Source organism: Streptomyces sp. NPDC006624 (assembly GCF_040611555.1).
Lineage (GTDB): Bacteria > Actinomycetota > Actinomycetes > Streptomycetales > Streptomycetaceae > Streptomyces.
This window is the reverse complement of the sequence record NZ_JBEXOM010000002.1, coordinates 359,199-382,336: the sequence shown is the minus strand read 5'-3', so window position 1 is coordinate 382,336 and position 23,138 is coordinate 359,199. Positions and strand designations below refer to the sequence as shown.

Here is a 23,138-nt window from a genome sequence, read left to right as displayed (position 1 = left end):
GATGGAACTGCACACGCTCATCTCGCTCACCACCGGCGTCACCCTGCTGACGTGCGTCCTCGCCGTCGCCGGCCTGCACTCCTACGCCGCGGGCAAGGCCCACCGCCAGGCGCTCGTCGACCGCCTCTCCACCACCGGCCAGATCCCGGTCGCAGGCCGGCGCCGCAGTTTCCGGGGCATCGACCGCCGGCTGCGCCGCACCAGGCTGGGCAAGAAGCTGGAGCTCCGCCTGGCGGCGACCGGCCTGGACATCACCCCGGGCGAGTTCTTCGTCGCCATGCTCGCCATGGTCGCCGGACTGTGGCTGATCGGCCAGGCGGCGCTCGCCCCGTTCTTCGGCCCGCTGGCCGGCCTGCTCGGCATCGGCGTCGCCGTCCAGTTCCTCAACTGGCAACGCCAGAAGCGCATCGAGAAGTTCATCAACCAGCTCCCCGAGATGTCCCGCATCCTCGCGAACGCCACCCAGGCCGGCCTCGCCCTGCGCACCGCGATCGGCATGGCCGCCGAGGAGATGGAGGCCCCGGCGGGCGAGGAACTGGGCAAGGTCGCGGCCCAGCTGGCCGTGGGCGCGTCCCTGGACGACGCCCTCGACGAACTCGCCGACCGCCTCCCGTCGCGCGAACTGGTCGTCCTCGTCACCACGCTGGTCCTGTCGAACCGGGCGGGCGGCCAGGTGGTCGGCGCCCTGCGCAACCTGACGGAGACGCTGGAGGAACGCAAGGAGACACGGCGGGAGGTGCGGACCCAGCTGTCGCAGGTGAACATGACGTCCTACGCGGTGCCGGTCCTCGGCGTCGGCTCGCTCTTCCTCATGAACGGGGTCAAGGACGGCGCCCTTGACCGCATGACCGGCTCCCCCTTCGGCCAGGCGGCGGTCATCATCGCCTTCTCGCTCTACGCCGTCGGCTTCGTCCTCATCCGCCGCCTGTCCCGCATCGACGTCTGAGAGCCAGGAGGCAACCATGGGACTGCTTCTCGCCCTGCTGATGGCCCTCGGCGTCTGGGGCGTCTTCGCCGGCGTCCGCATGTACCGCGCCGAGGCGAAACTCCCCGGCGACCTCGCGCTGGCCCTGGAGGTCGGCTCGACGCGCACGGGAGCGGTGGACTCCCTCATCGACCGCATGGGCATGCGGTACGCCCCCGCCGTGCTCCGCCTGATGGGCCCCAAGCAGGTGGCCAAGTACCGCCGCAAGATCGACCTGGCGGGCAACCCCGGCGGCCTGACGATCGACCGCTACGCCGCACGCCGCGCGGTCTACGGCGCTCTGGGCGGCGTCGGCTTCCTGGTCTTCCTCATGCGCGGCCAGCTCCTGGTGGCGCTGCTCCTGCTGGCGTTCGGAGCGTTCTGGACGGAGGTCGGCATCTGGTCGGCCATCCGCATCCGCAAGGACGTCATCGAACGGACCCTGCCGGACTTCCTGGACGTCCTCGCGGTCGTGGTCAGCGCGGGCCTCGGCTTCCGCCAGGCACTGGACCGGGTCGCGTCCAAGTACGAGGGCCCCTGGGCCGACGAACTGCGCATCACCCTGCGCCAGATGGACCTCGGCATGAGCCGCCGCCAGGCCTTCGCGGAACTGCGCCGGCGCAACGACTCCGAGCAGGTCGCCATGTTCGTCACCGCCCTGCAGCAGGGCGAGGAACTGGGCGCGCCGATCGTCGACACGCTCGTGTCGCTCGCCAAGGACATGCGGCGCACGGACGCCCAGAACGCCCGCCGCAAGGCGGCCCGGGCCGTGCCGAAGGCCACGATGATGATCACGACCTTCATGGTCCCCGCGACCATGCTCCTCCTCGGCGCGGGCCTGATCCTCGGCTCGGGGACGGACTTCAGCGAGGTGACGGGGAAGTGAGGGGGAGCGGAAGAGGGGGGAGTGGCGGAGAGGGGAGCGGTAGAGGGGAAGTGGCGGAGGGGAAGTGCAGAGGGGGGAGCGGCGGAGGGGGAGTGAGGTGAGTCGGCGGCAGGGAGCGAGGGGAAGCAAGCCGTAGCAGGCAGGCAGGCAAGCGGAAGCAAGGGAAGCACGGAGAGGGGTGACGGCATGGCGTTGACCGGGGAACGAAGAGGCCTGCTGGGCCGCGGCCGCCGCCGCGCCGGCGAGAGGCACCCGGAGATCACGACACCGCCGGCGGGCACGGTACTGCCGCCCCACGTCCGCACGGGCGCGCCGGACGTCCCGGTGACCTCCGTGACCCCCGCACTGCCGCCCGGGTGGGAGGCGGCGGGGGGAGGCGTGGGCGGCGAGCCGACGTTGCGGATCTCCGGGGGCGGGGGCGGGGGCGGGGCCGGGAGCGGGGCCAGTGCCGGGGTCAGGGGCGGGGGCGGAGGCCGGGGGGCTGCTGCTTCCGCCGCGTCGGCGCCTGTTGGGCGGGGGGCCTCCGACGTGCCGTCCGGCGGTCGGGGTGCGGTGGTCCCGGGGTCTGCCGAATCGGCGTCGGGTGACGCTGGCTCGGCTGCGTCGGGCTTCGCTGTCCCGGTGTCCGGCACGTCCGGCTCTGCTGTCCCGGTGTCCGGCACGTCCGGCTCTGCTGTCCCGGTGTCCGGCACGTCCGGCTCTGCTGTCCCGGTGTCCGGCACGTCCGGCTCCGCTGTCCCTGCGGCCGGCACGTCCGGCTCCGCTGTCCCTGCGGCCGGGAGTCCGGCCCTCGCGGCGCTGCCCCCCGCCAACCCGGAACCCGCCGTTCCTTCCCCCGCTTCCTCCCCTCCGGTCGACCCTCCAGCGGCCGCCACCCCATCCCCCGGCGGCCCGGCGCTGGACATCCAGATCAACGCCCTGCAGGCCATGTGCCGCCAGGTCTTCGGCTTCCGGCTGGCGATGATCGCGCTCGCCACCCCGTCCGCCCTGATCAACGCACACGAGGGCCTCCCCACGCGTCTCGTCGGTGCCGCCGTGGTCGTCACCTTCATGACCTCCTACGTCCTGTTCAGGGACTGGGAGCGCTTCGGCCCTCTCCTCCTGCGCCACCCCACCCTCCTGGCCGCCGACACCCTCTTCGGCGCCCTCCTGCTCATCTCCGCGGGCCCCGGCAGCACCCTCGCGTACGTCAGCGTCTGCACTCCGCTGCTCGCCGGGCTCGTCTACGGCTGGCGGGGAGCCGCGGGGTTCGCCTCCCTGCAGGGGCTCCTGCTCCTCCTCATCCACGCGGCGCAGGAGAACCCGCCCCCTGGCATCGCCGAGGCGACCCTCCTGCCCGGCCTGTGTGTGATCGCGGGTGCCGTCGGCTCCAGCCTCCGCAACCTCATGCTCCGCTTCGGCACGGCGACCCAGGCCCTCACCACCGTCCAGGCCCGCCTCGCCGTCACCGAGGCGGTCAGCGCGGAACGCGCCCGTCTGGCACGCGAGATGCACGACTCCGTCGCCAAGACCCTGCACGGCGTGGCCCTGGCCGCGGACGGCCTGACGACCTCGGCGAACGCCGAGCGCATGGATCCGGTCCTGGTCAGGCAGCAGGCCGCACTGGTCGCCCGTTCGGCCCGCCGGGCGGCGGCGGAGTCCCGGGAACTCCTGGCCGACCTGCGCCGCGAGTCGGACCCGTCCCAGGCGACGGACGTCCTGGTCGAACTGGCGGCCCGCACCCGCGACTTCAGTACGCGCACCGGGCTGCCCGCGGTCTACCGCCCCACCGGCGCGCACGCCGTACCCCCCGTCCCGCCCGCCGTGGCCCGCCAGCTCCTGACGATCGCCTCGGAGGCCATGGAGAACGCCCACCGCCACGCCGGGCCCACCCGCGTGGACGTCAGCGCGGGCGTCCACGGCGACCTGCTCCGCATCAGCGTCTACGACGACGGACGCGGACTGCCCGCGGGCACCACGCTCGAACAGCTGCGCCGAGCGGGCCACTTCGGCCTGGTCGGCATGGTCGAACGCGCAGCGTCGGTGGGTGCCCGCATCCGGATCGGCCGCGGCGGTCACCCCGAGGGCACGGAGGTGCGCTTGGAACTCCCGCTGGCAGCCCTGACCACGCCCACGGTCTGACCCACGACCCGAGAGGAGGCCACCCATGCCGGACCCCACACCGGAACCCGCACCGGACCCCACACCGCACCACCCCGGCCCACCGCCCCAGAACCCGTTCGCCGACCTGCCACAGCCGGTGCGGCAGACCGCCGGCCTCCGTGTCGTCGTCGCGGACGACAACCCGGTGGTCCGGGCGGGCCTCACGGCCCTGCTGTCCGGGCGCGCGGACATCACGGTCGTGGCGGAGGCGGCGGACGGCCGCCAGGCCTGCGAGGCGGCCCTGCAGCACCAGCCGGACGTGGTCCTCCTCGACGTCCGCATGCCCGGCGTGGACGGCATCTCGGCCCTGCCGTACCTGGTGCGGATCGCGCCGGTCGTGATGCTGACGTACAGCAGGGAGTCGGAGATCGTCCAGGAGGCCCTGCGCCGGGGAGCGGGCGGCTACCTGGTCCACGGCGAGTTCACCGCCGACCAACTGGTCCAGGCCGTACGGGACATCAAGGAGGGCAGGGCCCACTTCACCCCGACGGCGGCAGGTGCGCTCCTGACCCAGCTCCGCCAGACCCGGGAACCCGCTGCCCGCCCTCTTCCCGAGGGCCTGGGCCAGTCGTCAGGTGCGACTGCATACGACCTTTCCGAGCCCACCCACCCGTATATTAAAGCTCAACGACCGCCACTACCTGCGAACTTACCGCTCGGGCAGGTCCCACCCTCGCCCACTTCTCCGGAAAACCTTTCGCAGATGCAACCGACTGTGGGACAGTCGTCGTCCGGGTGGACAGGCGGTCGCCCGGCCGCTCCGGACAGGGCACGGTTCCAACTCAGCACGAGGGAGGCGGAGATCATGGACCTCATCGCGTCCGGCATGAACAACCAGCAGATCGCCGCCACGTGCTTCATCAGCGAGAAGACCGTCAAGAACCACATCAACCGCATCTTCGCCAAGCTCCACAGCACCAGCCGCTCCGAGGCCGCCGCCAAGTGGATCGGGACGGCACCGGACTCACACCGGGGACTGGGGTGACCGACGGTGACGCGACGGGGTGACAGCAACCGGCGGGACCCGCGCGCTTGGGCCCGGAATTGGGCCCACGGGCCCTCTGGCGGACAGCCGGTTCCGCCGTACGTTCCTCGTGCCGAAAACGGCACAGCCGAAACCGGAGGGGAACACCATGAGCGACCTGATGCTGAAGACCGCCGTCGCGACCAAGGTCCGCGTGAACGGCTGGAAGAACACCACCGTCGAGGCGATGCAGCGCCGCGCCGGCGACAAGGGGCAGACGGCGGTCGAGTACCTGGGCATCATCGCGGTGGTGGTGGCGATCGTGCTGGCGATCACCGGTACGAACATCGGTCAGACGATTCTCAACAAGATCCAAGCGCAGATCGCCAAGGTCGCTCCTTGATGCCATCTCGCCGGTACGGCGACGCAGGGCAGGCCTTCCCCATCTACATCACGGTGGTGGGGGGCCTGCTCTTTCTCGCGTTCGCCTACTTCGCGGTCGGCCAGGCCGCGGCGAACAGGAACGGCGCCCAGACGGCCGCCGACGCGGCGGCCCTCGCGGCGGCGCAGGACAGGCGCGACCAACTCGCGGGCGCGTGGGTGAAGGACGTGCTCGACCCGGCCAAGTGGCGGCAGATCTTCCAAGGCACCGCGGAAGGTATCGATCCCTCGTGCTGGCGTGCCCATGAGCTGGCCGCACAGAACGACGCCCGGCTGGTCGGTGCCGAATGCACTCCGGACGGCCCGCTGAGCTTTACGGTCGAGGTCGAGACGAACAAGTCCGTAGGTGAGTCCATCGTCCCCGGCACGGAGAACCGGAAGTCCAATGCGACCGCCAGGGCCGTGATCGAGCCTCGTTGCGACTTCGAGCTGCCCACCGGCGACGCCGATCCCGACATCCTGCCCGCGCTCCGGTGCGAAGACGGTACGGACTGGGAGCTGACACCGGACGATCTCGATGTCCTGCCGGAACCCGAAGACCTCTTCGACGTCCATCTGGCCGACCCACAAGCGAACGACGAGTGATGAAGGAAGCAGAGAGATGAGCATGCGGTTCACTGCGAAGGCGCGCAGGGGGATGGTCGCGCTGACCGTTGCGGCCGGACTGGCCCTCGGTGTGGCCGGCTGCGGCGGCGGAGGCGACGGCGAGGACAAGAAGCCGAACGCCACGGCGCCCTCCTCCGGTAATCGCGGATCCCAGCCGAGTGCTCAAGAGGGCGAGGCGGAGACGCCTTTGGCTGAGGTCAAAGGAACCGAAGGGCTGCTCCTCCAAATCACCTCTGCCAAAAAGGACGGCGGCGGCTTTGTCACCGTGAGCGGGAACCTGAAAAATGACGGGGCGAAGTCGGTGGTCATCCCCTCCCAGATGAGTGGAGACGAGACCGAGGTCATCAAGCACGGCCCCTCGCTGGGCGGGGCTACCCTCGTGGATCCAAAGGGAAAGAAGCGCTATTACGTCCTGCGCGACACGGACGGGCGGCCACTCACCACCACCGGCTTCGGGACGCTCGATGCCGGTCAGACGCTCCCGGTATTCATGCAGTTCCCCGCCCCGCCGCCGAGCGCCACCGACGTCACTCTCCAGGTACCGACCTTCTCCAGCGGCACCATCAAGATCTCCGGGTGAGGCCGGCCATGACGACCCCCACGCGCACCCGGACGGCGACACCACGCCTCGCCCTGGTCCTCACCACCGCCGCCCTCATGACCGCCACGAACCTCTACGGCGCCGTCTCGGCCCGCGCCGACGAAACCCCCGGCGTCCCGCCGGGCAGCCAGACGTCCGCCTCCGCCCCCGTCGAGGTCGACCGCAACGACCCCGATCTCAAGCTCCCCGAGGGCGCCACCCTCGCCGAGCCCAAGGTCCTCGACATCAAGCAGGTCGTCGAGGACCAGAGCGGCGACGAACGCCGCGAGGACACCAACGCCGACGTCAAGTTCGCCCTCCAGGCCGAGGTCCTGTTCGGCAAGGACAGCGCGAAGCTCAGCGCCGAGGCGAAGTCCCGTATCGCCGCGATCGCCGAGGAGATCAAGACGCAGAACGCGACACGGATCCGTGTCTTCGGCTTCACCGACAACCTCGGCTCCTCCGCCCACGGCGACGTCCTGTCCCGCAAGCGCGCCGACGCCGTACAGAACGTCCTGGACCAGGAACTGACCGACTCCGACGTCACCTACGAGGTGCGGGGCTACGGCGAGCAGTACCCGATCGCCGACAACTCCACCGAATCCGGCCGCAAGAAGAACCGCCGGGTCGAGGTCTCCTTCCCCCGCTCGGAGAGCTGAGCAGGAGCCCGAGCCCTCCGGGCGCGCGGCGACTGAACCGCACACCGCCGAGCCCGGCCGCCGAGCCCGGCTGCCGAGCCCGGCCCCGCGGCCGGACTCGGCGGCGTGCGGCACGCGCACGGCGTGGCCCTCTCGGATTGGGCCCCGATTTGGGGCCACGGACCCATCCCGCCCCGTCGGCCCCTCCCTAACCTCAGGCCGTGTCATGGACCTAGGGGGAGGAGGGGGCATGACCTCGATCGGGGGAGTGCCGGGGGCCTGGAGCGGCCGGCCGTCGGGACACGGTGGGCGCCGGGAGATGCCCGGCTCGCTCACCATCGCGCTGGTCCTCGTCCACGTCCTGTTCGCCGTCACGGTCCTGGGCGGACTCGGCGTCCTGCTCACCGCGTCCTCGTACGACGCCGTCGACGGCGGCGTCCTCGCCCTCACCGCCTACGCGGCAGCCCCCGGCACTCTCGGCTGGTGGCTCGCCCGGCGCACATGGCAGGGCGGTAACGGGGTCCGGGCCGGGCTGATCGCCGTACAGGCCTGGCTGATCGCCGGCGCGATCTCCAACATCACCGACGGATCGACGCGCGGCTACAGCCAGCTCTTCCTCCCCCTCCTCATCGTCTACTTCCTCACCCGCACGGACAGCCGCGACTGGTACCGCCTCCCGGCCCTCGACCGTGCCGAGCGCCGCCCCTTCTCGCTTCCCCGGATGATCCGCTGGCGCCGCGACGAGGGCCAGACGGCGGTGGAGTACGCGGGCCTGATCGCGGTCGTCGCGGCGGTCATCACAGCCCTTTTGGTCAGCGGCCTGGGCACCCAGATCTACGGCGGGCTCCAGGCGGCGGTCTGCAAGGTCACCGGGACGGCCTGCCCGTCCCCGGCCGCCGACGGCGGTACGGACGTGACGGCCACCCGCCCGGACACCGCGGACGGCCCGGGCACCCAGCCGGAAGCCGGCGAGGGCGACCGGCCCGGGAGCGACCCGAAGCCGCAGGGCACCGGCGGGAAGAACACCGAAGCAAACAACGACGACAGCGCCGACAACGGTGGCGACAACGGTGGCGACACCGCCGACGACGGTGACGACAACGGCGAGCCCAAGGCCCCCGATGACCAGGACGACGGCTGCTTCTCCGGCGTCGGCGCCTTCTTCGGCTGCGCCGGCGACCAGCTGAAGCAGGTCGGCGAAGGCCTCGTCGTGGACGGCATCGGCGGGGACCTGAAGGGCATCTGGGACACCGTCACCAGCCCTCTCGACACCCTGGACGGCCTGAAGGACTACGGCGGCGTGATCGCCGACCAGTGGTCGCAGGACTCCAAGGACGCGGGCGACAAGTGGGCCAAGGGCGACTACCTCGACGCGCTCACCGACTGGGGCGGCGCCACCGTGAACTCGGGCGGCAAGATCCTCGACGACGTGTTCATCGGGGACGACGTCCGCGACCAGTGGAACCAGGGCAACGAGACCCGCGCGGTCACCACGGTCGTATGGAACGTCGGCTCCCTCTTCATCCCCGGCTACGGCGAGGCCAAGCTCGCCGGAAAACTCGGCAAGCTGGGCAAACTCGGCAAGCTGGGTGATCTGGGCAGGCTCACGAAGAAGGCGGCCGACGCGGCGGAGGACGCACGGAAGGCCGCCGGGGCGGGTGACGTCAAGGGCGCCGAGAAGGCCGCGAAGGAGGCCGACGAGGCGGCGGACGAGGCCGAGAAGAAGGCCCGCGAATCCGGCTGCGTCATCGCCGCCCCGGCCCGCAGGACACCGTACGGCGGCACCCGGACCGACGACACCCGGACCGACGACACCCGGCCCGACGGCACCCCGCACGAGCCCGTACCCCTCACCGGATCCCCCGGTACCGGCACCACGGTCCTGGCGGCCGCCCGCTCCGCCGCACAGGTCGTCGCACGGGCCGAGGAAGGCTGCGACGAGGAGGCCAAGCAGCAGGCCCAGGAGGCCAGGCAGAAGGCCGACGAGGCGGAGCGGCAGACGCTCGAAGCCCGGGCCGAGGCCGCGAAGGCCGCGCTCCGGGAGCAGGGCTCCTCCGTCCCCGACGACCAGATCGACGGGCTCGTCGACAGGGCCAAGGACGACCCGGACCCGGCCAAGGGCGAGATCAGCAGGCAGGACGCGGCCGACGCGCTCGACGAGATCACCGACCTGGCCCGCCGCGACAACGTCAACCCCGACGCCGCCGCGGCTCTGCAGGGCAAGGTCGTGAACGCCTCGGACGCCAACAAGCTGGCGGAAGCCCGTGCGGAGGTGAACGCCGTACGCCGCGCCGCCGACGACGCGGCCCCCGGCACCCGGGTGGACGCCGGTGTCGGCGCCAAGATGAACCGCCAGGAAGCCGACCTGGGCGACGGGCAGAAGGTGAATCTCGACGAGATCCCCGACGCCGACGTGGTCTACAAGGACCGGAGCGGCACCGTCCATGTCAAGGAGGTCAAGAACGCCGGCTCGGCCACGCGCAAGGCGGACTTCGCCAACCAGGTCGAACGGCTGAAGAAATGGGCGGCCAAGGAGCCCGGCCGCAAGGCCACCGTGGAGATCGAGACGACGGACCGCTGGACCTCCCTCTTCAGCGAGTTCAAGCCCGCCCGGAACGGCAAACCGGCCAAGGACACCCGGACGGCGGCCGGAGAGATGGCCAGGAACGACGTCGACGTGCGGGTGGCCGGCCAGGACCTGACCGCCGACCAGCTCGGCAGGATGCAACGCGCCGTCGACGAACGGACCGCGAACGGCACCATGGACTGGTCGAAGATGAAGGACCCGGAAAGCGCCAAGGCGTACCTGGGGATCAGCTGAGCGGACGACGGAGGCAGGATCGTGGCGGGACGGCAGCGATGAGTGAGCAGGGCGGGCAGCCGGGCACGGAGGAGACGTGGGATCCGCGGGTCGCGCGCTGGCACGACCCGGAGGGTGACTACGTCCTGCCCCGCGCGCTGCGGACCCTGCCGCAGCCCTGGGACGCGTACGACTGGCGCCGGATCGCGGAACTGCCCCACACCGAGGACCGCTTGGCGGAAGCCCGGCGGGTGGTGACCGTCCTCCTGGAGGACCCGGAACTGTCCCCGCACGTGCCCCAGCCGCCGTCGCCCGGCCTGCTGTGGCACGTCTGGGAGGAATTCCACCGGGCCGTGGGGGAGCGCATGCCCCGCACGGGCGACGTGACCTGGGCCGGCGTGGACGAGCTGGTCCGCGCCTGGCAGGCCCGACCTCGTCCGAACCCGCTGCAGCGGCACGTCGTACGCCACGTGGAGGCGGCGATGCTGGCCCTGATCCCGTCCCTGCGCGACGACATCGCCGACTCGGTCTTCCGCTGGCTGGCTCTCGACCCCGACCCGGGCCGCTTCGCGGACTGGGCGGTGGACGCGGCCGAGCGCTGCGTGACGGAGGACATCGGCGCCGACTCGGCCATCGAGCTGCTGGGCGCGATGCGCACCCGGGAGGCCAGGGCGGCCTTGCAGCGCCTGTCGGCAAAGCCGGACGGCCCGGCCGGCTGGGACAACGCGGAAGCGGCGCGGAACATGCTCTTCGACCTGGAGACCGAGGAAACGCCCCCCGCCCCCGGAGCATGATCCCCGCCGAGCCCTCTCCGACCTGCTGGCGATCCCACGCGCGGCGCTCGACGTAACCGACGCCGCCGACGACCAGGAAGGATTACGGCACTGGGACGCCCGCGACACCGCACACCGGGTGGACGAGGCGGAGGAGGAAATCCCGGACCTCCCCCATACGCAGGTGGACGTCATCCTCCCGGCGTGACGCACTGAAAGGCACGGGCACAGGCACAGGCGCAGGCCCAGGCCCAGGCGCGGATCACTGGCACCGGTCGCGGCGTCCGCAGCCGGGGCCGGAGCCGGTCCCCTACCCCCTACCCCCCGTCCGCGGCGGGGACGACCTCCACCCGGACCCCCTTCCCCACGCCCCACTCACCCATCACCCCGGCCCGCGCCTCCACGACATGCCGCGCCCGCAGCCGGGGCATGCCCAGCCGCCCCGGCCGCATGGTCCGCACGGCGATCACTCTCAACTCACGGTCGAGATAGGCGACGTCGATCGGCATGCGCATACGGATGGTGTGGATGCTGCTGGCGGGGGAGAGCAGGATCGCCCCCTCGACGGAGTCCCGCCCGAGCAACCCGCGGGTCCGGGCCCGGTAGGACGTGGCGATCTCCAACGGCACGCGCACATCGGGCCGCTCACCCCCCTGCACGACCAACTCCCCCCATCCGTCCCGCCACCGCCGCCCCATCCGGCCCTCCTCCGACTGCCCCACCTGCGACCGACGCTCTCCCTTTGCTGCTTCCTGACAGAAACGCCCGACAGGGAACGACTCTTGACGAACCGACCGACGCGTTATGGAACCGTTACGGATCGGAGTGGTCGGCCGATCACCGATTCCTCCCCATACACGCGGCGCGGTCACCCGGTTCACGCTCGTGCCGCCTTACGCCGCTGGATAGCTTTGGTTCCCTCAAGAGAAGCCTTGCCTCTGATCGGGAGCCGACCGTGAACCGCCGCCCCACCCTCCTCGCAGCGCTCACGCTGACCGCCGCTGCGGCCCTGACGCTGTCCGCGTGCGGAAGCGATGACAGCTCGCAGGGCAAGGACAACGACAAGATCGCGGGTGCCGACACGGGCGACAAGGCACCGCCTTCGGCGACTTCCAGTGCTGCTGGTGCCGGTGATCGGCCGACGATCGAGCTGCCCTCGGACGTGACCTACAAGTTCGAATGGAAGAAGACCGGCGACACCGACAAGGACGCCGTGCTCAGTGATGCGGAGCAGCGCATCCGAGCCGTCGACATGGCGATCGCCAAGCAGGACCCCCTCGACAAGGCCTACCGCTTCTACTCGGAGGGCGCGGCCGCTGCCGGAAGCCAGAAGTACATCCAGGAATTCGTCGATCACAAGGCACGCACGACAGGTCTGACCCGCTACTACAACGAGAGCGTGACCATCAAGGACGACGGCACGGCCGCACTCGTGTACTGCGAGGACCAGAGCAAGGCGTTCAACAGGTTCCTGAAGACCGGAAAGACCGATGTCACGCCGGTGACCAAGGACAGCTACGTCGTCTACGCAGGGACCCTGCGCAGGAACGACAAGGGTGTCTGGGTCACCGAGCGACTCATTTCGCAACGGGGGAGTGCCAAGTGCCGGCCTTGATCCGTACCAGATACCTGATCCATGCCCGGCTCTGGACCGAGCGGCCAGGAACCGCGACATGCCCAGCCGTCCCGGTCGCATGGTCGGCACGGCGACCGCTCTCGACTCACGGTCGAGACCTCACCTGCGACCGACGTTCTCCCTTTGCTGCTTTGACTCAAACGCTCGACAGAACGCGCCATTTGACGAACCGGCCGTTGCGTTACGGAACCGTTACGGGTCGGAGTGGTCGGCCGATCGCCGATTCCTCCCCATACACCCGGCGTGTTCACCCAGTTCACTCTGGTGCCGCCTCATGCCGCTGGATAACTTTGGTTCGCTCAAGAGAAGCCTCGCCTCTGATCGGGAGCCGACCGTGAACCGCCGCCCCACCCTCTTTGCAGCGCTCACACTGACCGCCGCTGCGGCCCTGACGCTGTCCGCGTGCGGGAGCGATGACAGCTCCGAGGGCAAGGACTCCGACAAGATCGCGGGAGCCGATACCGGAAGCAAGTCTCCGGCCTCCCCGACCGGACCCGACCCTGCTGCCGCGGAACGGCCGAAGATCGACCTGCCGTCCGACCTCTCCTACACCTTCGACTGGCCCAAGACCGGGGACAAGGAGAAGGACGCGATCCTGGCCGACGGCGAACAGGCGATCAAAGCCGTCGACCTGACGATCGTCAACCAGAACGCGCTCGACAAGCCCTACCTCTACTACTACGAGGGCGAGGCTGCCGCCGACACGCAGGAGTTCATCCAGAACTACGTCGACCACAAGGCGGCGATCACCGGTTCCTACCGCTTCTACGCCCCCCAGGTCGCAGTCGACAAGGATGGCACGGCGTCCTTCAGCTACTGCGAGGACCAGGGCAAGGCGTACGTGAAGTACCTCAAGACCAAAGAGGTCAAGAAGACCGAGGTCACCGCCAAGAGCTACGTCGTCTACCACACGTCGCTCAAGAAGAACGACAAAGGTGTCTGGGTGATCCAGAAGATGGTTTCGCAGAGTGGGAGCCCCAAGTGCCAGCCGTGAGAGGCCCGTGGAAAAGGCTCGCCATGGTCACCGCCGGTGCCTGCTGTTCTCTCGTGGTGCTCCCGGGGGCGGCACGCGCCGACGACTCCCTGGGCGGCAAGACACAGGGGACGCAGCAGGAGGCCAGCGCTAGCGGGGACGGCACCGTCTCCGTCACCGTCGGCGGCGTCGTCTTCGACCGTTCCAAGAACGGCAGCGGGGACTCCGCGGGCGCGCTCACGTCCTCCACGTCCTGGACACCACCGCCGTGCTGGTACGCCCCCAAGTACACGCCGGAGCAGCTCCAGAAGGAGATGGAGCCGATCTGGGACGCCGGTTCGACGGGCCACGAGTGGGACGCCGAACAACGCGACCGCTACGTCAACGGCCACCCGTACAAGGACTTCAACAAGGACAAGACCGGCGAGGGCTACTTCTGGGACTCGTTCGTCAACGAGGACTTCCCGCCGGGCTGGGACTCCTGCGACGAGGAGCCCTTCTGGGTCGACCAGGGTGACCCGCCGCCCGCGAACATCGAGAACGCCGTGACGCCCGAGATCCTCGCCGAACTCGCCTATGCCGAGATCCGCGTCCCCAGCACCGAGGTGACCCTGGCCCCCGCCGGGGAGACCAAGGTCAACCTGCCCACCTGGGCCTGGCTGGACGCCGCGGACTTCAAGCCGGTCTCCGTCACCGCGTCCGTACCGGTGATCGGCATCAGCGCGACCGCCACGGCCGAGCCGGTGTCGCTCAGGATCCAGCCCGGCACCAAGGACGCCGTGACCTACCCGGCGTCCGGCGTCTGCGAGATCAACGACGGCCGTATCGGCGAGCCCTACGCCAAGGGCAACGCGGACCGCACTCCGCCCTGCGGTGTGAAGTACCTGCGCTCCTCCGGCGACGGCACGTACCCGCTCCGGGCCACCCTCACCTGGAAGATCCAGTGGACCGGCAGCGGCGGCGCGGGCGGCGATCTCCCCGACGGCACCTTCGGCGCCGAGCAGAACGTCGTCGTCCAGGAGATCCAGGCCGTCAACCGCTGACCCGCACCCGCACACCCCACCCCTACCCTCGGCCCAACCCCACACCGTTGGACGCCCGACGAACTGGATGCGGAAGCGGCGCAGAACACGCTCTTCGACCTGGGGAGCGAAGACCCCCTGGTGATGCCGGCATCGCACGGGCACGAGCAACGCGCTGGATAGCTTTCGTTCGCTCAAGAGAAGCCTCACCACTGATCCGGAGTCAACCGTGAACCGCCGTTCCACTCTCCTCGTAGCGCTCACGCTGACCGTCGTTGCGGCCCTGACGCTGTCCGCGTGCGGGAGCGATGACAGCTCCGAGGGCAAGGACAACGACAAGATCACGGGAGCCGATGCCGGGGCCGACACCGCATCACCCAGCGAAACCGCGTCTCAGGCCGCGGGTCGCCCGCAGATCAAGTTGCCGTCCGACCTGACGATGAACTTTGAAGGCAGCGAGACGGGTGATGCTGTCAAGGACGCCGTACTCGCCGACAACGCAGAGCGCATGCGTTCGATCAACGCGGCGATCGCGGGGACTGACCCCAAGGCTGAGGGGATGAACTTCTACAACGCCGGGCGGGCGTTGGAGGCCGCCGCGATCTGGGTGGACAAGTTCAAGAAGGCCGACCTCGGCATCACGGGCACCATCCGGTATTACGACCGGACGGTGACGTTGGACGGCGACAAGGCGGCGTCGGTGGTCTTCTGCGCCGACGAGAGCAAGGGCTACGCCAAGGACCTCAAGACGAACAAGGCCAAGGTCACCACTCCCTCGGATGAGGACTTCATCCTCTACAACACTCGGCTGGAGAAGAACAGAGACGGGGTCTGGCAGACCACGCGCATCGTTTCGACCGCAGCCGCGAAGCAATGCCTGGACATCCAGGCGTGAACCGTACGCCCGCCCTGTGGCGTGAGATATCTGCGTTCCTCCGGTGACGGCTCGTACAAGCTGAGGGCTACGGTCACTTGGAGGATCCACTGGACCGGCACGGGAGTGCCGGGTGAGCAACGCCTCCCCGACGGCACCTTCGGCGCCGAGCAGAACGTCGTCGTCCAGGAGATCCAGGCCGTCAACCGTTGACCTGCATCCTCCGACAACCCCCGGGCACCGTTGGACCCCCGGCGAAGTGGGTAAGGAAGCCCCCATGACCACACTCGGCGTCGTCTTTCGTCCCCAACTCGCCCCCGAACGGCTGCGGTCGGTCTGTGAAGTCGCCGAGGGCGCGGGGATCGAGGAGCTCTGGCTCTGGGAGGACTGTTTCCGGGAGGGCGGCATCTCCACCGCCGCTGCGGCACTGGCGTGGACCGAGCGGGTGCGGGTCGGCGTCGGGCTGCTGCCCGTGCCGTTGCGGAACGTGGCCCTCACAGCCATGGAGATCGCCTCGCTGCACCGGATGTTCCCCGGGCGCGCGATCATCGGCGTGGGGCACGGCGTGCAGGACTGGATGGGCCAGGTCGGCGCCCGCGTCGAGTCGCCGGTGACGCTGCTGCGGGAGCATCTCGTCGCCCTGCGGGCCCTGTTGGGCGGGGAGCGGGTCAGCAGCGAGGGGCGGTACGTCACGCTGGACGACGTCGCCCTGGACTGGCCGCCCGAGTCCGGCCCGGTCCCCGTGTTCGCCGGGGCCACCGGACCACGGTCGATCCGGCTCACCGGCGAGGCCGCCGACGGGACCGTCCTCACCGCCGCCACCAACGCCGACGGCGTACGGCGGGCGAGGGCGCTCATCGCCGAGGGGCGGGAGAGCGCCGGGCGCGGAGCCGGGCCGCATCACGTCGTCGCCTATCTGTCCGCCGCCACCGGGCCCGGCGCCGCCGAACGGCTGCGCGCCGAACTGGCCGCCGAAGGACTGGAGGCTGTCGCCGACCTCGGAGCCGCGGGCGACGCCGGTGCGGTCGCCAAGGCCGTGGAGCGGCTCGCCGAGGCCGGGGCCGACACCGTGGTGCTGCAGCCGACGGGGGACGAGCCCGACCCGGAGGGCTTCGTACGGTTCGTGGCGGAGGACGTGCGGCCACTGGTCTCCTGACCGGCCGCAGCGGAACGGTCTCGAACAGCCCCCACCGCGGCACACCGCCTCCGGCGCCCGCCCGCCCCCGGGCCCGTCACTGGCCGTCCGTCCCCCGAGCCCGTCACCGGTCGCCCCCCGGGCACGTCACCGCCCCCGGGCCCGTCGCCTACCGCCCCGGCACGTCACCGCCCGCCCGGCTGCGCCGCCCCCCCAACCCCCACCCCCCGCCCCCACAAAAACACCCGCGCCCGAAATCACCTCGCGTCCGCCCCCGCCCCCCTGTCACCATCGCCCTCATGACCGGGACCCGGACACCACCGCACGCATCCCGCCGCACCTTCGAGGAGCTCGTCTCCGAAGCCGTCGCCGCTCCCACCGAGGGCTGGGACTTCTCCTGGTTCGAGGGGCGGGCGACCGAGGCGCGGCCGTCCTGGGGGTACGCCGTGTCGATGGCCGGGCGGCTGGGGCGGGCCGAGGCGGTGCTCGATGTGCAGACCGGGGGCGGCGAGGTGCTGGACTTCGCCCTTGCCCGGGCCCCGCGGCGGCCCTCGCTCACCGTCGCCACCGAGGGCTGGGCGCCGAACGCGGCGAAGGCGACCGCCCTGCTCCGTCCGCGCGGCGTCGCCGTCGTCGCCGTACCCGAGGACGAACCGCTGCCCTTCGCCGACGGCGCCTTCGACCTGGTCGTGAGCCGGCATCCCGTCCGCCCGCAGTGGGAGGAGATCGCCCGGGTCCTGCGGCCCGGAGGGACGTACTTCGCCCAGCACGTCGGCCCGCGCAGCGTCTTCGAACTCGTCGAGTACTTCCTGGGGGCCCTGCCGGAGGAGGTGCGCGGCGGCCGTCATCCCGACCGCGAGCGCGCCGACGCCGAGGCCGCCGGGCTAAACGTCGTCGAACTGCGGGCGCAGCGGCTGCGCATGGAGTTCCACGACATCGGCGCGGTGGTGCACTTCCTGCGCAAGGTGGTGTGGATGGTGCCCGGCTTCACGGCCGAGGCGTACGAGCCCCGGCTGCGCGAGCTGCACGAGCGCATCCGCGCCGAGGGGCCCTTCGTCGCCCACAGCACCCGCCACCTCTTCGACGCGCGCAAGCCGGCGACCCGGACCGATCCCGCCTGATCACGCGTGCGGGCCCACGCCCACCTGACCCACCACCAGCTCCGCCACCGCCTCCAGTACCTCGCCCACCCGCTCCGCCTGCTCGCCCAGTTCACGCCGCTGCCGTGCCGTCAGCCGGACGAGCGGCTCGACCGTGACGGTCGTACGACGGCCCCGGCGCCGCTGGTGCCACACCCCGGCCACCACCCCGTCCACCAGCAGCACGGGATGGTTGCCCGCCTGCCCGCCCGCCAGGCACCGCCGGTACGCCTCGCCCGGGAAGAGCCGCTCGCGGGGCTGCCCGGCGACGACGTACGCGTCGAAGTAGGGCAGGAGCCGCACACCGCGCGCCGGTCCCTCGGGGAACTCCGTGTCGCCCGCCGCGACCCACGCCGACGTCCCCTCGAAGTCGACCTCCTCGATGGCGCCGGCGGCCGACAGTTCACCGAAGAGGTGTACGGCCCATCCCTCGGGTGCCGCCAGCCACCTCGCGAAGTGGCGCGGGGTCGCCGGGCCGTAGGCCGACAGATGGCGGCGGACGAACTCGGACCGTGCGTCGTCCGCTGCGGGCGCCCGGTCCGCCTGCGGCGGGCGCGTGTACGTCGCCTTGCGGCCGCGGTTCGGGCCGAAGCACAGCAGGCCCGCCCAGCCCGCCCGGTGCATCACCAGCCGCCAGCGCGGCCACAGCTCCTGGAACGCCGGCATCACCCGTTCCCCCGCCCACGGGCCCGTGCGGGCGACGACCTCCTCGGACAGCTCGTCGAGCGTCAGGCACCGGCCGTCGAGCGCGTCGCCGATCGCCGCCACCACCTGGCCGGCCTGCTCGTCCGAGAGCCGCACCGCGGGCGGGAAGGGGCTCGGGCCGGCCGGGACCGCGGACAGCGCCGCCGTCCACAGGGGCAGTTCGGACGCCGGCAGCAGATGGACCGTGCCGCGCGGACCGTAGGTCCTGACCAGCGAGCGGTCGCCGTGGAGCGCGTGCCGTACGTCCGCCCGTGTCACCCCGCCCGGCGCCCGCATCCCGACGGACAGCTCGGCCGCCGACGGCACCTGCGCGTGCGCGCCCCGCATCGCACCGACCACCTCGGCGAGCGACGTGCCCGCCCCCGCCGGAACGGCCAGAAACTGCCGCTCCGCCCGCCGTGCGCTCACGGCGTCCCACGTGACCCTCGTCCTCGTCATGGAACGACCGTAGGAGCCGAAGAGGACAGATTCTGACCTCTTGGGTGCGCCCCGCGCAGCACTCCTCTCACGCCGTCCACTCCCGCCTCTTCCAACGAGGTTTTTCACATCGTTATCGTCCCGATTCGCTTCCGAGCCCCCGCATCACGTAGGTTCAGACCAACGTAATTCGCGCCAGCAAAGCTGCGCGGGGCGGTACCGCGCAGTGGAGGGGGCTGCGCGGTGCCCGGGCCCTCCGCCCGCTGTTTCGCGGGTGGCGCGTCGCCCGCCGGGGTCAATCGGGCGTTCGCGGCCGGGTTCACCCGTCCAGGGGATGCCCGGACAAAACGCCGAGCGCGCCCCAGGGGGCGGCGAATCCGCCGGATCCGGTTCCAGGGCGCACGAATGCCCAGCGTAAGGGCTGTTTTCTCGCCGACACCGGGCGCCGGGCGGGGGGTTTGACGGTCATCGCCGCGTCGCCGGACGGCTCCGGAGAGTAGTTGTGACACGCGAATGCGCGCGTCATCACTCACGAAGGGTTATGGTGGAAACCCCCCCTCGGGCCGGTCCGTCTCCCCCCCACGGACCGGCCCGTTTTTCTGTCCGCGGGCGGGCGACCCGAACCCTCGGCCGGAACCTTTCGTTCCGCACCCGTGAACGGCCCACGGCGGCAGCGGGGGTAGGCTTCGCCTCCGGGGACTGCCGAACGGGCAGGGACCGCCCGCGGCCACGACAGGGCCGCAGGCCGCGGCCTGTCCGATCCGTACGGAGGGGCTGACGAACACGTGAACCTGCGCGACAAGCTGCGCGGCCTGCTGGTCAGGCTGTACGCACGCCGGGTGGAAGGCCACCTGGACCACGCTCAGGTGCCCAAGCACATCGGCGTCATCATGGACGGCAACCGGCGCTGGGCGAAGGCCGCCGGTTCCAGCACCGTCCACGGACACCGGGCCGGTGCCGAGAAGATCGAGGAATTCCTCGGCTGGTGCACCGAGACCGACGTCGAGGTCGTCACCCTCTGGCTGCTGTCCACGGACAACTTCGACCGGCCGCAGGAGGAGCTCGTCCCGCTGCTCGGCATCATCGAGGACGTCGTGCGCACGCTCGCCGCCGACGGCCGCTGGCGCGTGCACCACGTGGGCACGCCCGACCTGCTGCCCTCCGGGATGCAGACGGTCCTCAAGGAGGCCGAGGAGACCACCGCGCACGTCGACGGGATAGTGGTCAACGTCGCCATCGGCTACGGCGGCCGCCAGGAGATCGCCGACGCCGTGCGCTCGATGCTGCTCGACGCCCGGGACAAGGGCACCTCGATGGAGGAGCTCGCCGAGGCCGTCGACATCGAGATGATCGGACGTCACCTCTACACCAGCGACCAGCCCGACCCCGACCTGGTGATCCGCACCAGCGGCGAGCAGCGGCTGTCCGGATTCATGCTCTGGCAGACAGCCCACTCCGAGTACTACTTCTGCGACGTGTTCTGGCCGGCGTTCCGCAAGGTCGACTTCCTGCGCGCCATGCGCGACTACGCCGCCCGCCACCGGCGCTACGGCGGCTGACGCACACCGCGCACCCCCGCGCAACCGCAGCTCGCGCGGGACCAGGGACGCCTGACGTCCCGTGTCGCGGCCTTTCCCGGTACCCCGCGGCGGGGCACGTCACGCGGAGTTCACCGGTCCGCCGTCATATGCCGTGGCATGGCGACGCTCGTTCGAGGGCATAACCCAGTCAGGTCGACGCCCGAACCACGGGTGTCGGATCTCAGCGGACGGCACGGGGCCGTCCGCCCGGGAGGCCCTTTGCACCAGCCCGATCGTGCGGTCACAGCACGGACGCAGTGGCGGGAGGGCCGGTTCTCGGCCCGCGCAGGGCGGCCGGCAACCGGTCGGGATTTTTCCCACCCCTCCCGGTCCAGCTTCCACTCCGTCGCTCCCCGACCTCATCCGAGGGGGTACGTCCTTCCGTGGTGACCAGCACAAAGCGCCACAAGCCAGACCGGCGCACCTATGTCCTCGACACCAGCGTCCTGCTGGCCGACCCGAACGCCCTGAGCCGCTTCGACGAGCACGAGGTCGTGCTCCCCATCGTCGTGGTGACGGAGCTGGAGGCGAAAAGGCACCATCCCGAACTCGGCTACTTCGCCCGGCAGGCCCTGCGTCTGCTCGACGACCTGCGGGTGCGGTACGGCCGTCTCGACGCCCCCATCCCCACGGGAGACCTCGGCGGCACCGTCCGTGTCGAGCTCAACCACTCGGACCCCAGCGTGCTGCCCAGCGGCTACCGCCTGGGGGACAACGACTCCCGCATCCTCGCGGTCGCCCGCAACCTGCAGGCCGAGGGGTTCGACGTCACCGTCGTCTCCAAGGACCTCCCGCTCAGGATCAAGGCGTCCTCCGTCGGGCTCCTCGCCGAGGAGTACCGCGCGGAGCTCGCCATCACGGACTCCTCCGGCTGGACCGGAATGTCCGAACTGACCCTGCCCGGCGAGCAGGTGGACATCCTCTTCGAGGAAGGGCGCGTCCACGTCCCCGAGGCGGCCGGCCTGCCGGTGCACACCGGTCTGATGATCCAGTCGGAGCGCGGCAAGGCGCTCGGGCGGGTCACACCCGAGGGCGATATCCGGGTGGTGCGCGGGGATCGCGAGGCGTTCGGCATCAAGGGCCGCAGCGCCGAGCAGCGGATCGCGCTCGACCTGCTGCTCGACCCGGACGTCGGCATCGTGTCGATGGGCGGCCGGGCCGGCACCGGCAAGTCGGCACTCGCGCTGTGCGCGGGCCTGGAGGCGGTGCTGGAGCGCCGTCAGCACCAGAAGGTGATGGTCTTCCGTCCGCTGTACGCGGTGGGCGGGCAGGAGCTCGGCTATCTGCCCGGCACCGAGGCCGAGAAGATGAGCCCCTGGGCCCAGGCCGTGTTCGACACGCTGTCGGCGGTCACCAGCCGGGAGGTCATCGAGGAGGTCACCGCACGCGGGATGCTGGAGGTGCTGCCGCTCACGCACATCCGCGGACGCTCGCTGCACGACGCGTTCGTCATCGTGGACGAGGCGCAGTCCCTGGAGAAGAACGTCCTGCTCACCGTGCTGTCCCGGATCGGGGCCAACTCGCGGGTGGTGCTCACCCATGACGTGGCGCAGCGGGACAACCTGCGGGTCGGCCGCTACGACGGTGTCGTCGCCGTCGTGGAGAAACTGAAGGGTCATCCGCTCTTCGCGCACGTGACCCTGACCCGGTCCGAGAGGTCCCAGATCGCCGCCCTTGTGACCGAAATGCTCGAAGAGGGGCAGATCTGACCGTCCCGCACCAAAACTGAGCGAAGACGGAGGAGTTGGCGCCGTCCGGAAAGGCGAAGAGCCTAGCCGGGCGGCGCCTTCGCGCGTGGCCGTTCCAGTGAATTTCCCGTGCCAAACGAGATGTGAGCTTTCACACGCAACGCAGAATTGCCTTGCCCCGTCGTGTTACGGCAGAGTCTCACTCCTGTCAGGCCCCGCATACGACACAGCTGTACCCCCAGCGGTACAGCACCTCGAACAGCACAGCGCCAACTGCATAGCGATGTCGTATGCCGCCCGAGCATCACGCGGCGCTCCCCTCGCGGGAGTTGCCCACCGGGCCCGCGCCTCCCGTGACCCCGCAGTTGGGGAGGCCAGTGCCAGGGGCACGATTGCGTCCGCGAGGGTCACCGGAGCGGGCGATGCTGGAAGGAAACCGTGTGAGCCGGATCTCGGTCCGGGGATTCGCAGTGGCCTCGGCCACGGCGGTCACCGCTGTCGGAAGCGTCGTCGGCGTTGCCTCGGGCAGCACCGCGCAGAACAACGACGCGGAAGCGACGGCAAGCGGCGCCACGCTGCTCGCGGACATCCCCGCGGGCCAGCAGGCCCAGGTGCAGACCGCGTCCCTGACGCAGCAGGCCGACGCACAGGCCATCGCCGCGGACGCGACCGCGAAGAAGGACGCCGAGGAGGCCGCCCGCAAGGCCGCCGCCGAGACGGCCATCGCCAAGAAGGAAGCCGCGGCCAAGGCTGCGGCCGCCAAGGCGGCCGAGGAAGCCAAGGAGCGCGCGGAGGCCAAGGCTGCGGCCACCCGCTCCAAGGACGCCGCCGACTTCCCCGTCGCCTCCTCCTACTCCATCGCGCAGATCCAGTCGATGGCACGGCAGATGGTGCCGTCGGGCCAGTGGCAGTGCTTCAGCAACATCGTGGACCACGAGTCCGACTGGAACTACAAGGCGGTCAACCCCTCCTCCGGCGCCTACGGCCTCTTCCAGGCGCTGCCCGGCTCCAAGATGTCGTCCGTCGGCGCCGACTGGCAGACGAACCCGGCCACCCAGATCAAGTGGGGCCTGAACTACATGAACGAGCGCTACGGCAGTCCGTGTGACGCCTGGTCGTTCTGGCAGGCCAACAACTGGTACTGAGCCGACCGGCCCCGGCCGTTCAGAGCCCTC

Annotated in this window: 21 protein-coding genes and 1 pseudogene; 20 read left to right on the top strand and 2 right to left on the bottom strand. The window is 70.8% G+C overall.

Annotated features, from left to right (window positions below):
- Position 1: 1 nt before the first annotated feature.
- From ABZY20_RS05375 to ABZY20_RS05330, 10 genes are all read left to right on the top strand, one after another.
- The gene (locus ABZY20_RS05375; RefSeq protein WP_356436850.1) at positions 2-946 is read left to right on the top strand and encodes a type II secretion system F family protein; all 945 of its coding nucleotides are present in this window, start codon (positions 2-4) and stop codon (positions 944-946) included.
- A 16-nt stretch (positions 947-962) separates the two neighbouring features.
- Positions 963-1,850: a DUF5936 domain-containing protein gene (locus ABZY20_RS05370; RefSeq protein WP_356436848.1), complete on the top strand. Its 888-nt coding sequence runs from the start codon at positions 963-965 to the stop codon at positions 1,848-1,850.
- Between the two features lie 927 nt (positions 1,851-2,777).
- Positions 2,778-3,971 carry a histidine kinase gene (locus tag ABZY20_RS05365; protein ID WP_356436846.1) on the top strand — a complete coding sequence of 398 codons (1,194 nt, stop codon included), beginning with the start codon at positions 2,778-2,780 and terminating at the stop codon, positions 3,969-3,971.
- 25 nt (positions 3,972-3,996) lie between these two features.
- The gene (locus tag ABZY20_RS05360; RefSeq protein ID WP_356436844.1) at positions 3,997-4,977 is read left to right on the top strand and encodes a response regulator transcription factor; all 981 of its coding nucleotides are present in this window, start codon (positions 3,997-3,999) and stop codon (positions 4,975-4,977) included.
- 148 nt (positions 4,978-5,125) lie between these two features.
- The gene (locus ABZY20_RS05355; RefSeq protein WP_356436841.1) at positions 5,126-5,359 is read left to right on the top strand and encodes a hypothetical protein; all 234 of its coding nucleotides are present in this window, start codon (positions 5,126-5,128) and stop codon (positions 5,357-5,359) included.
- Positions 5,359-5,982 carry a pilus assembly protein TadG-related protein gene (locus ABZY20_RS05350; RefSeq protein ID WP_356436838.1) on the top strand — a complete coding sequence of 208 codons (624 nt, stop codon included), beginning with the start codon at positions 5,359-5,361 and terminating at the stop codon, positions 5,980-5,982. Before ABZY20_RS05355 ends, ABZY20_RS05350 begins: the two co-directional genes overlap by 1 nt.
- A 16-nt stretch (positions 5,983-5,998) precedes the next feature.
- Positions 5,999-6,583: a hypothetical protein gene (locus tag ABZY20_RS05345; RefSeq protein ID WP_356436835.1), complete on the top strand. Its 585-nt coding sequence runs from the start codon at positions 5,999-6,001 to the stop codon at positions 6,581-6,583.
- 8 nt (positions 6,584-6,591) lie between these two features.
- Positions 6,592-7,242: an OmpA family protein gene (locus tag ABZY20_RS05340; RefSeq protein ID WP_356436833.1), complete on the top strand. Its 651-nt coding sequence runs from the start codon at positions 6,592-6,594 to the stop codon at positions 7,240-7,242.
- A gap of 229 nt (positions 7,243-7,471) precedes the next feature.
- Positions 7,472-10,042 carry a hypothetical protein gene (locus ABZY20_RS05335; RefSeq protein ID WP_356436830.1) on the top strand — a complete coding sequence of 857 codons (2,571 nt, stop codon included), beginning with the start codon at positions 7,472-7,474 and terminating at the stop codon, positions 10,040-10,042.
- Positions 10,043-10,080: 38 nt separating this feature from the next.
- Complete coding sequence (locus ABZY20_RS05330) at positions 10,081-10,815, top strand: hypothetical protein (RefSeq protein WP_356436827.1); 735 nt, start codon at positions 10,081-10,083, stop codon at positions 10,813-10,815.
- Positions 10,816-11,111: 296 nt separating this feature from the next.
- On the opposite strand, the gene ABZY20_RS05325 is transcribed toward ABZY20_RS05330, so the two are convergent.
- Positions 11,112-11,492 (bottom strand): DUF192 domain-containing protein, encoded by a 381-nt coding sequence (locus ABZY20_RS05325; RefSeq protein WP_356436824.1) that lies wholly within the window; start codon positions 11,490-11,492, stop codon positions 11,112-11,114.
- 257 nt (positions 11,493-11,749) lie between these two features.
- Between ABZY20_RS05325 and ABZY20_RS05320 the strand changes: the two genes are divergently transcribed.
- The 7 genes and pseudogenes from ABZY20_RS05320 (at position 11,750) to ABZY20_RS05290 (ending at position 17,555) form a co-directional block, all read left to right on the top strand.
- Positions 11,750-12,409, top strand: a complete 660-nt coding sequence (locus ABZY20_RS05320) for a hypothetical protein (protein ID WP_356436821.1) — start codon at positions 11,750-11,752, stop codon at positions 12,407-12,409.
- A 355-nt stretch (positions 12,410-12,764) separates the two neighbouring features.
- On the top strand, positions 12,765-13,424 hold the full coding sequence (locus ABZY20_RS05315; protein WP_356436818.1) for a hypothetical protein: 660 nt from the start codon (positions 12,765-12,767) through the stop codon (positions 13,422-13,424).
- Positions 13,412-14,446: a hypothetical protein gene (locus ABZY20_RS05310; RefSeq protein ID WP_356436815.1), complete on the top strand. Its 1,035-nt coding sequence runs from the start codon at positions 13,412-13,414 to the stop codon at positions 14,444-14,446. The genes ABZY20_RS05315 and ABZY20_RS05310 overlap by 13 nt, the downstream gene beginning before the upstream one ends.
- 208 nt (positions 14,447-14,654) lie before the next feature.
- On the top strand, positions 14,655-15,320 hold the full coding sequence (locus ABZY20_RS05305) for a hypothetical protein (protein ID WP_356436812.1): 666 nt from the start codon (positions 14,655-14,657) through the stop codon (positions 15,318-15,320).
- A 9-nt stretch (positions 15,321-15,329) separates the two neighbouring features.
- Positions 15,330-15,512: pseudogene (locus tag ABZY20_RS05300) on the top strand (hypothetical protein); the annotation flags it as partial.
- 64 nt (positions 15,513-15,576) lie between these two features.
- Entirely contained in the window at positions 15,577-16,455 is an 879-nt protein-coding gene (locus tag ABZY20_RS05295) for an LLM class flavin-dependent oxidoreductase (protein WP_356436809.1), read from the top strand.
- A gap of 278 nt (positions 16,456-16,733) precedes the next feature.
- Complete coding sequence (locus ABZY20_RS05290; RefSeq protein ID WP_356436806.1) at positions 16,734-17,555, top strand: class I SAM-dependent methyltransferase; 822 nt, start codon at positions 16,734-16,736, stop codon at positions 17,553-17,555.
- Here ABZY20_RS05290 and ABZY20_RS05285 read toward each other — a convergent pair whose 3' ends face one another.
- Entirely contained in the window at positions 17,556-18,716 is a 1,161-nt protein-coding gene (locus ABZY20_RS05285; protein WP_356436803.1) for a winged helix DNA-binding domain-containing protein, read from the bottom strand.
- Positions 18,717-19,480: 764 nt separating this feature from the next.
- Between ABZY20_RS05285 and ABZY20_RS05280 the strand changes: the two genes are divergently transcribed.
- The 3 genes from ABZY20_RS05280 to ABZY20_RS05270 all read left to right on the top strand — a co-directional run bounded on the left by ABZY20_RS05280 (position 19,481) and on the right by ABZY20_RS05270 (position 23,108).
- Positions 19,481-20,254, top strand: a complete 774-nt coding sequence (locus ABZY20_RS05280; protein ID WP_356436800.1) for an isoprenyl transferase — start codon at positions 19,481-19,483, stop codon at positions 20,252-20,254.
- 404 nt (positions 20,255-20,658) lie between these two features.
- Positions 20,659-21,984, top strand: a complete 1,326-nt coding sequence (locus ABZY20_RS05275; RefSeq protein ID WP_356436797.1) for a PhoH family protein — start codon at positions 20,659-20,661, stop codon at positions 21,982-21,984.
- Between the two features lie 401 nt (positions 21,985-22,385).
- The gene (locus tag ABZY20_RS05270) at positions 22,386-23,108 is read left to right on the top strand and encodes a transglycosylase SLT domain-containing protein (protein WP_356436794.1); all 723 of its coding nucleotides are present in this window, start codon (positions 22,386-22,388) and stop codon (positions 23,106-23,108) included.
- Positions 23,109-23,138 lie beyond the last annotated feature (30 nt).

Bases quoted from the DNA above. Each gene is read 5' to 3' on its own strand.
- ABZY20_RS05375 (WP_356436850.1), top strand. From the start codon at position 2: ATGGAACTGCACACGCTCATCTCGCTCACCACCGGCGTCACCCTGCTG.
- ABZY20_RS05370 (WP_356436848.1), top strand. From the start codon at position 963: ATGGGACTGCTTCTCGCCCTGCTGATGGCCCTCGGCGTCTGGGGCGTC.
- ABZY20_RS05365 (WP_356436846.1), top strand. From the start codon at position 2,778: ATGTGCCGCCAGGTCTTCGGCTTCCGGCTGGCGATGATCGCGCTCGCC.
- ABZY20_RS05360 (WP_356436844.1), top strand. From the start codon at position 3,997: ATGCCGGACCCCACACCGGAACCCGCACCGGACCCCACACCGCACCAC.
- ABZY20_RS05355 (WP_356436841.1), top strand. From the start codon at position 5,126: ATGAGCGACCTGATGCTGAAGACCGCCGTCGCGACCAAGGTCCGCGTG.
- ABZY20_RS05350 (WP_356436838.1), top strand. From the start codon at position 5,359: ATGCCATCTCGCCGGTACGGCGACGCAGGGCAGGCCTTCCCCATCTAC.
- ABZY20_RS05345 (WP_356436835.1), top strand. From the start codon at position 5,999: ATGAGCATGCGGTTCACTGCGAAGGCGCGCAGGGGGATGGTCGCGCTG.
- ABZY20_RS05340 (WP_356436833.1), top strand. From the start codon at position 6,592: ATGACGACCCCCACGCGCACCCGGACGGCGACACCACGCCTCGCCCTG.
- ABZY20_RS05335 (WP_356436830.1), top strand. From the start codon at position 7,472: ATGACCTCGATCGGGGGAGTGCCGGGGGCCTGGAGCGGCCGGCCGTCG.
- ABZY20_RS05330 (WP_356436827.1), top strand. From the start codon at position 10,081: ATGAGTGAGCAGGGCGGGCAGCCGGGCACGGAGGAGACGTGGGATCCG.
- ABZY20_RS05325 (WP_356436824.1), bottom strand. From the start codon at position 11,492: ATGGGGCGGCGGTGGCGGGACGGATGGGGGGAGTTGGTCGTGCAGGGG.
- ABZY20_RS05295 (WP_356436809.1), top strand. From the start codon at position 15,577: ATGACCACACTCGGCGTCGTCTTTCGTCCCCAACTCGCCCCCGAACGG.
- ABZY20_RS05290 (WP_356436806.1), top strand. From the start codon at position 16,734: ATGACCGGGACCCGGACACCACCGCACGCATCCCGCCGCACCTTCGAG.
- ABZY20_RS05285 (WP_356436803.1), bottom strand. From the start codon at position 18,716: ATGACGAGGACGAGGGTCACGTGGGACGCCGTGAGCGCACGGCGGGCG.
- ABZY20_RS05270 (WP_356436794.1), top strand. From the start codon at position 22,386: ATGCTGGAAGGAAACCGTGTGAGCCGGATCTCGGTCCGGGGATTCGCA.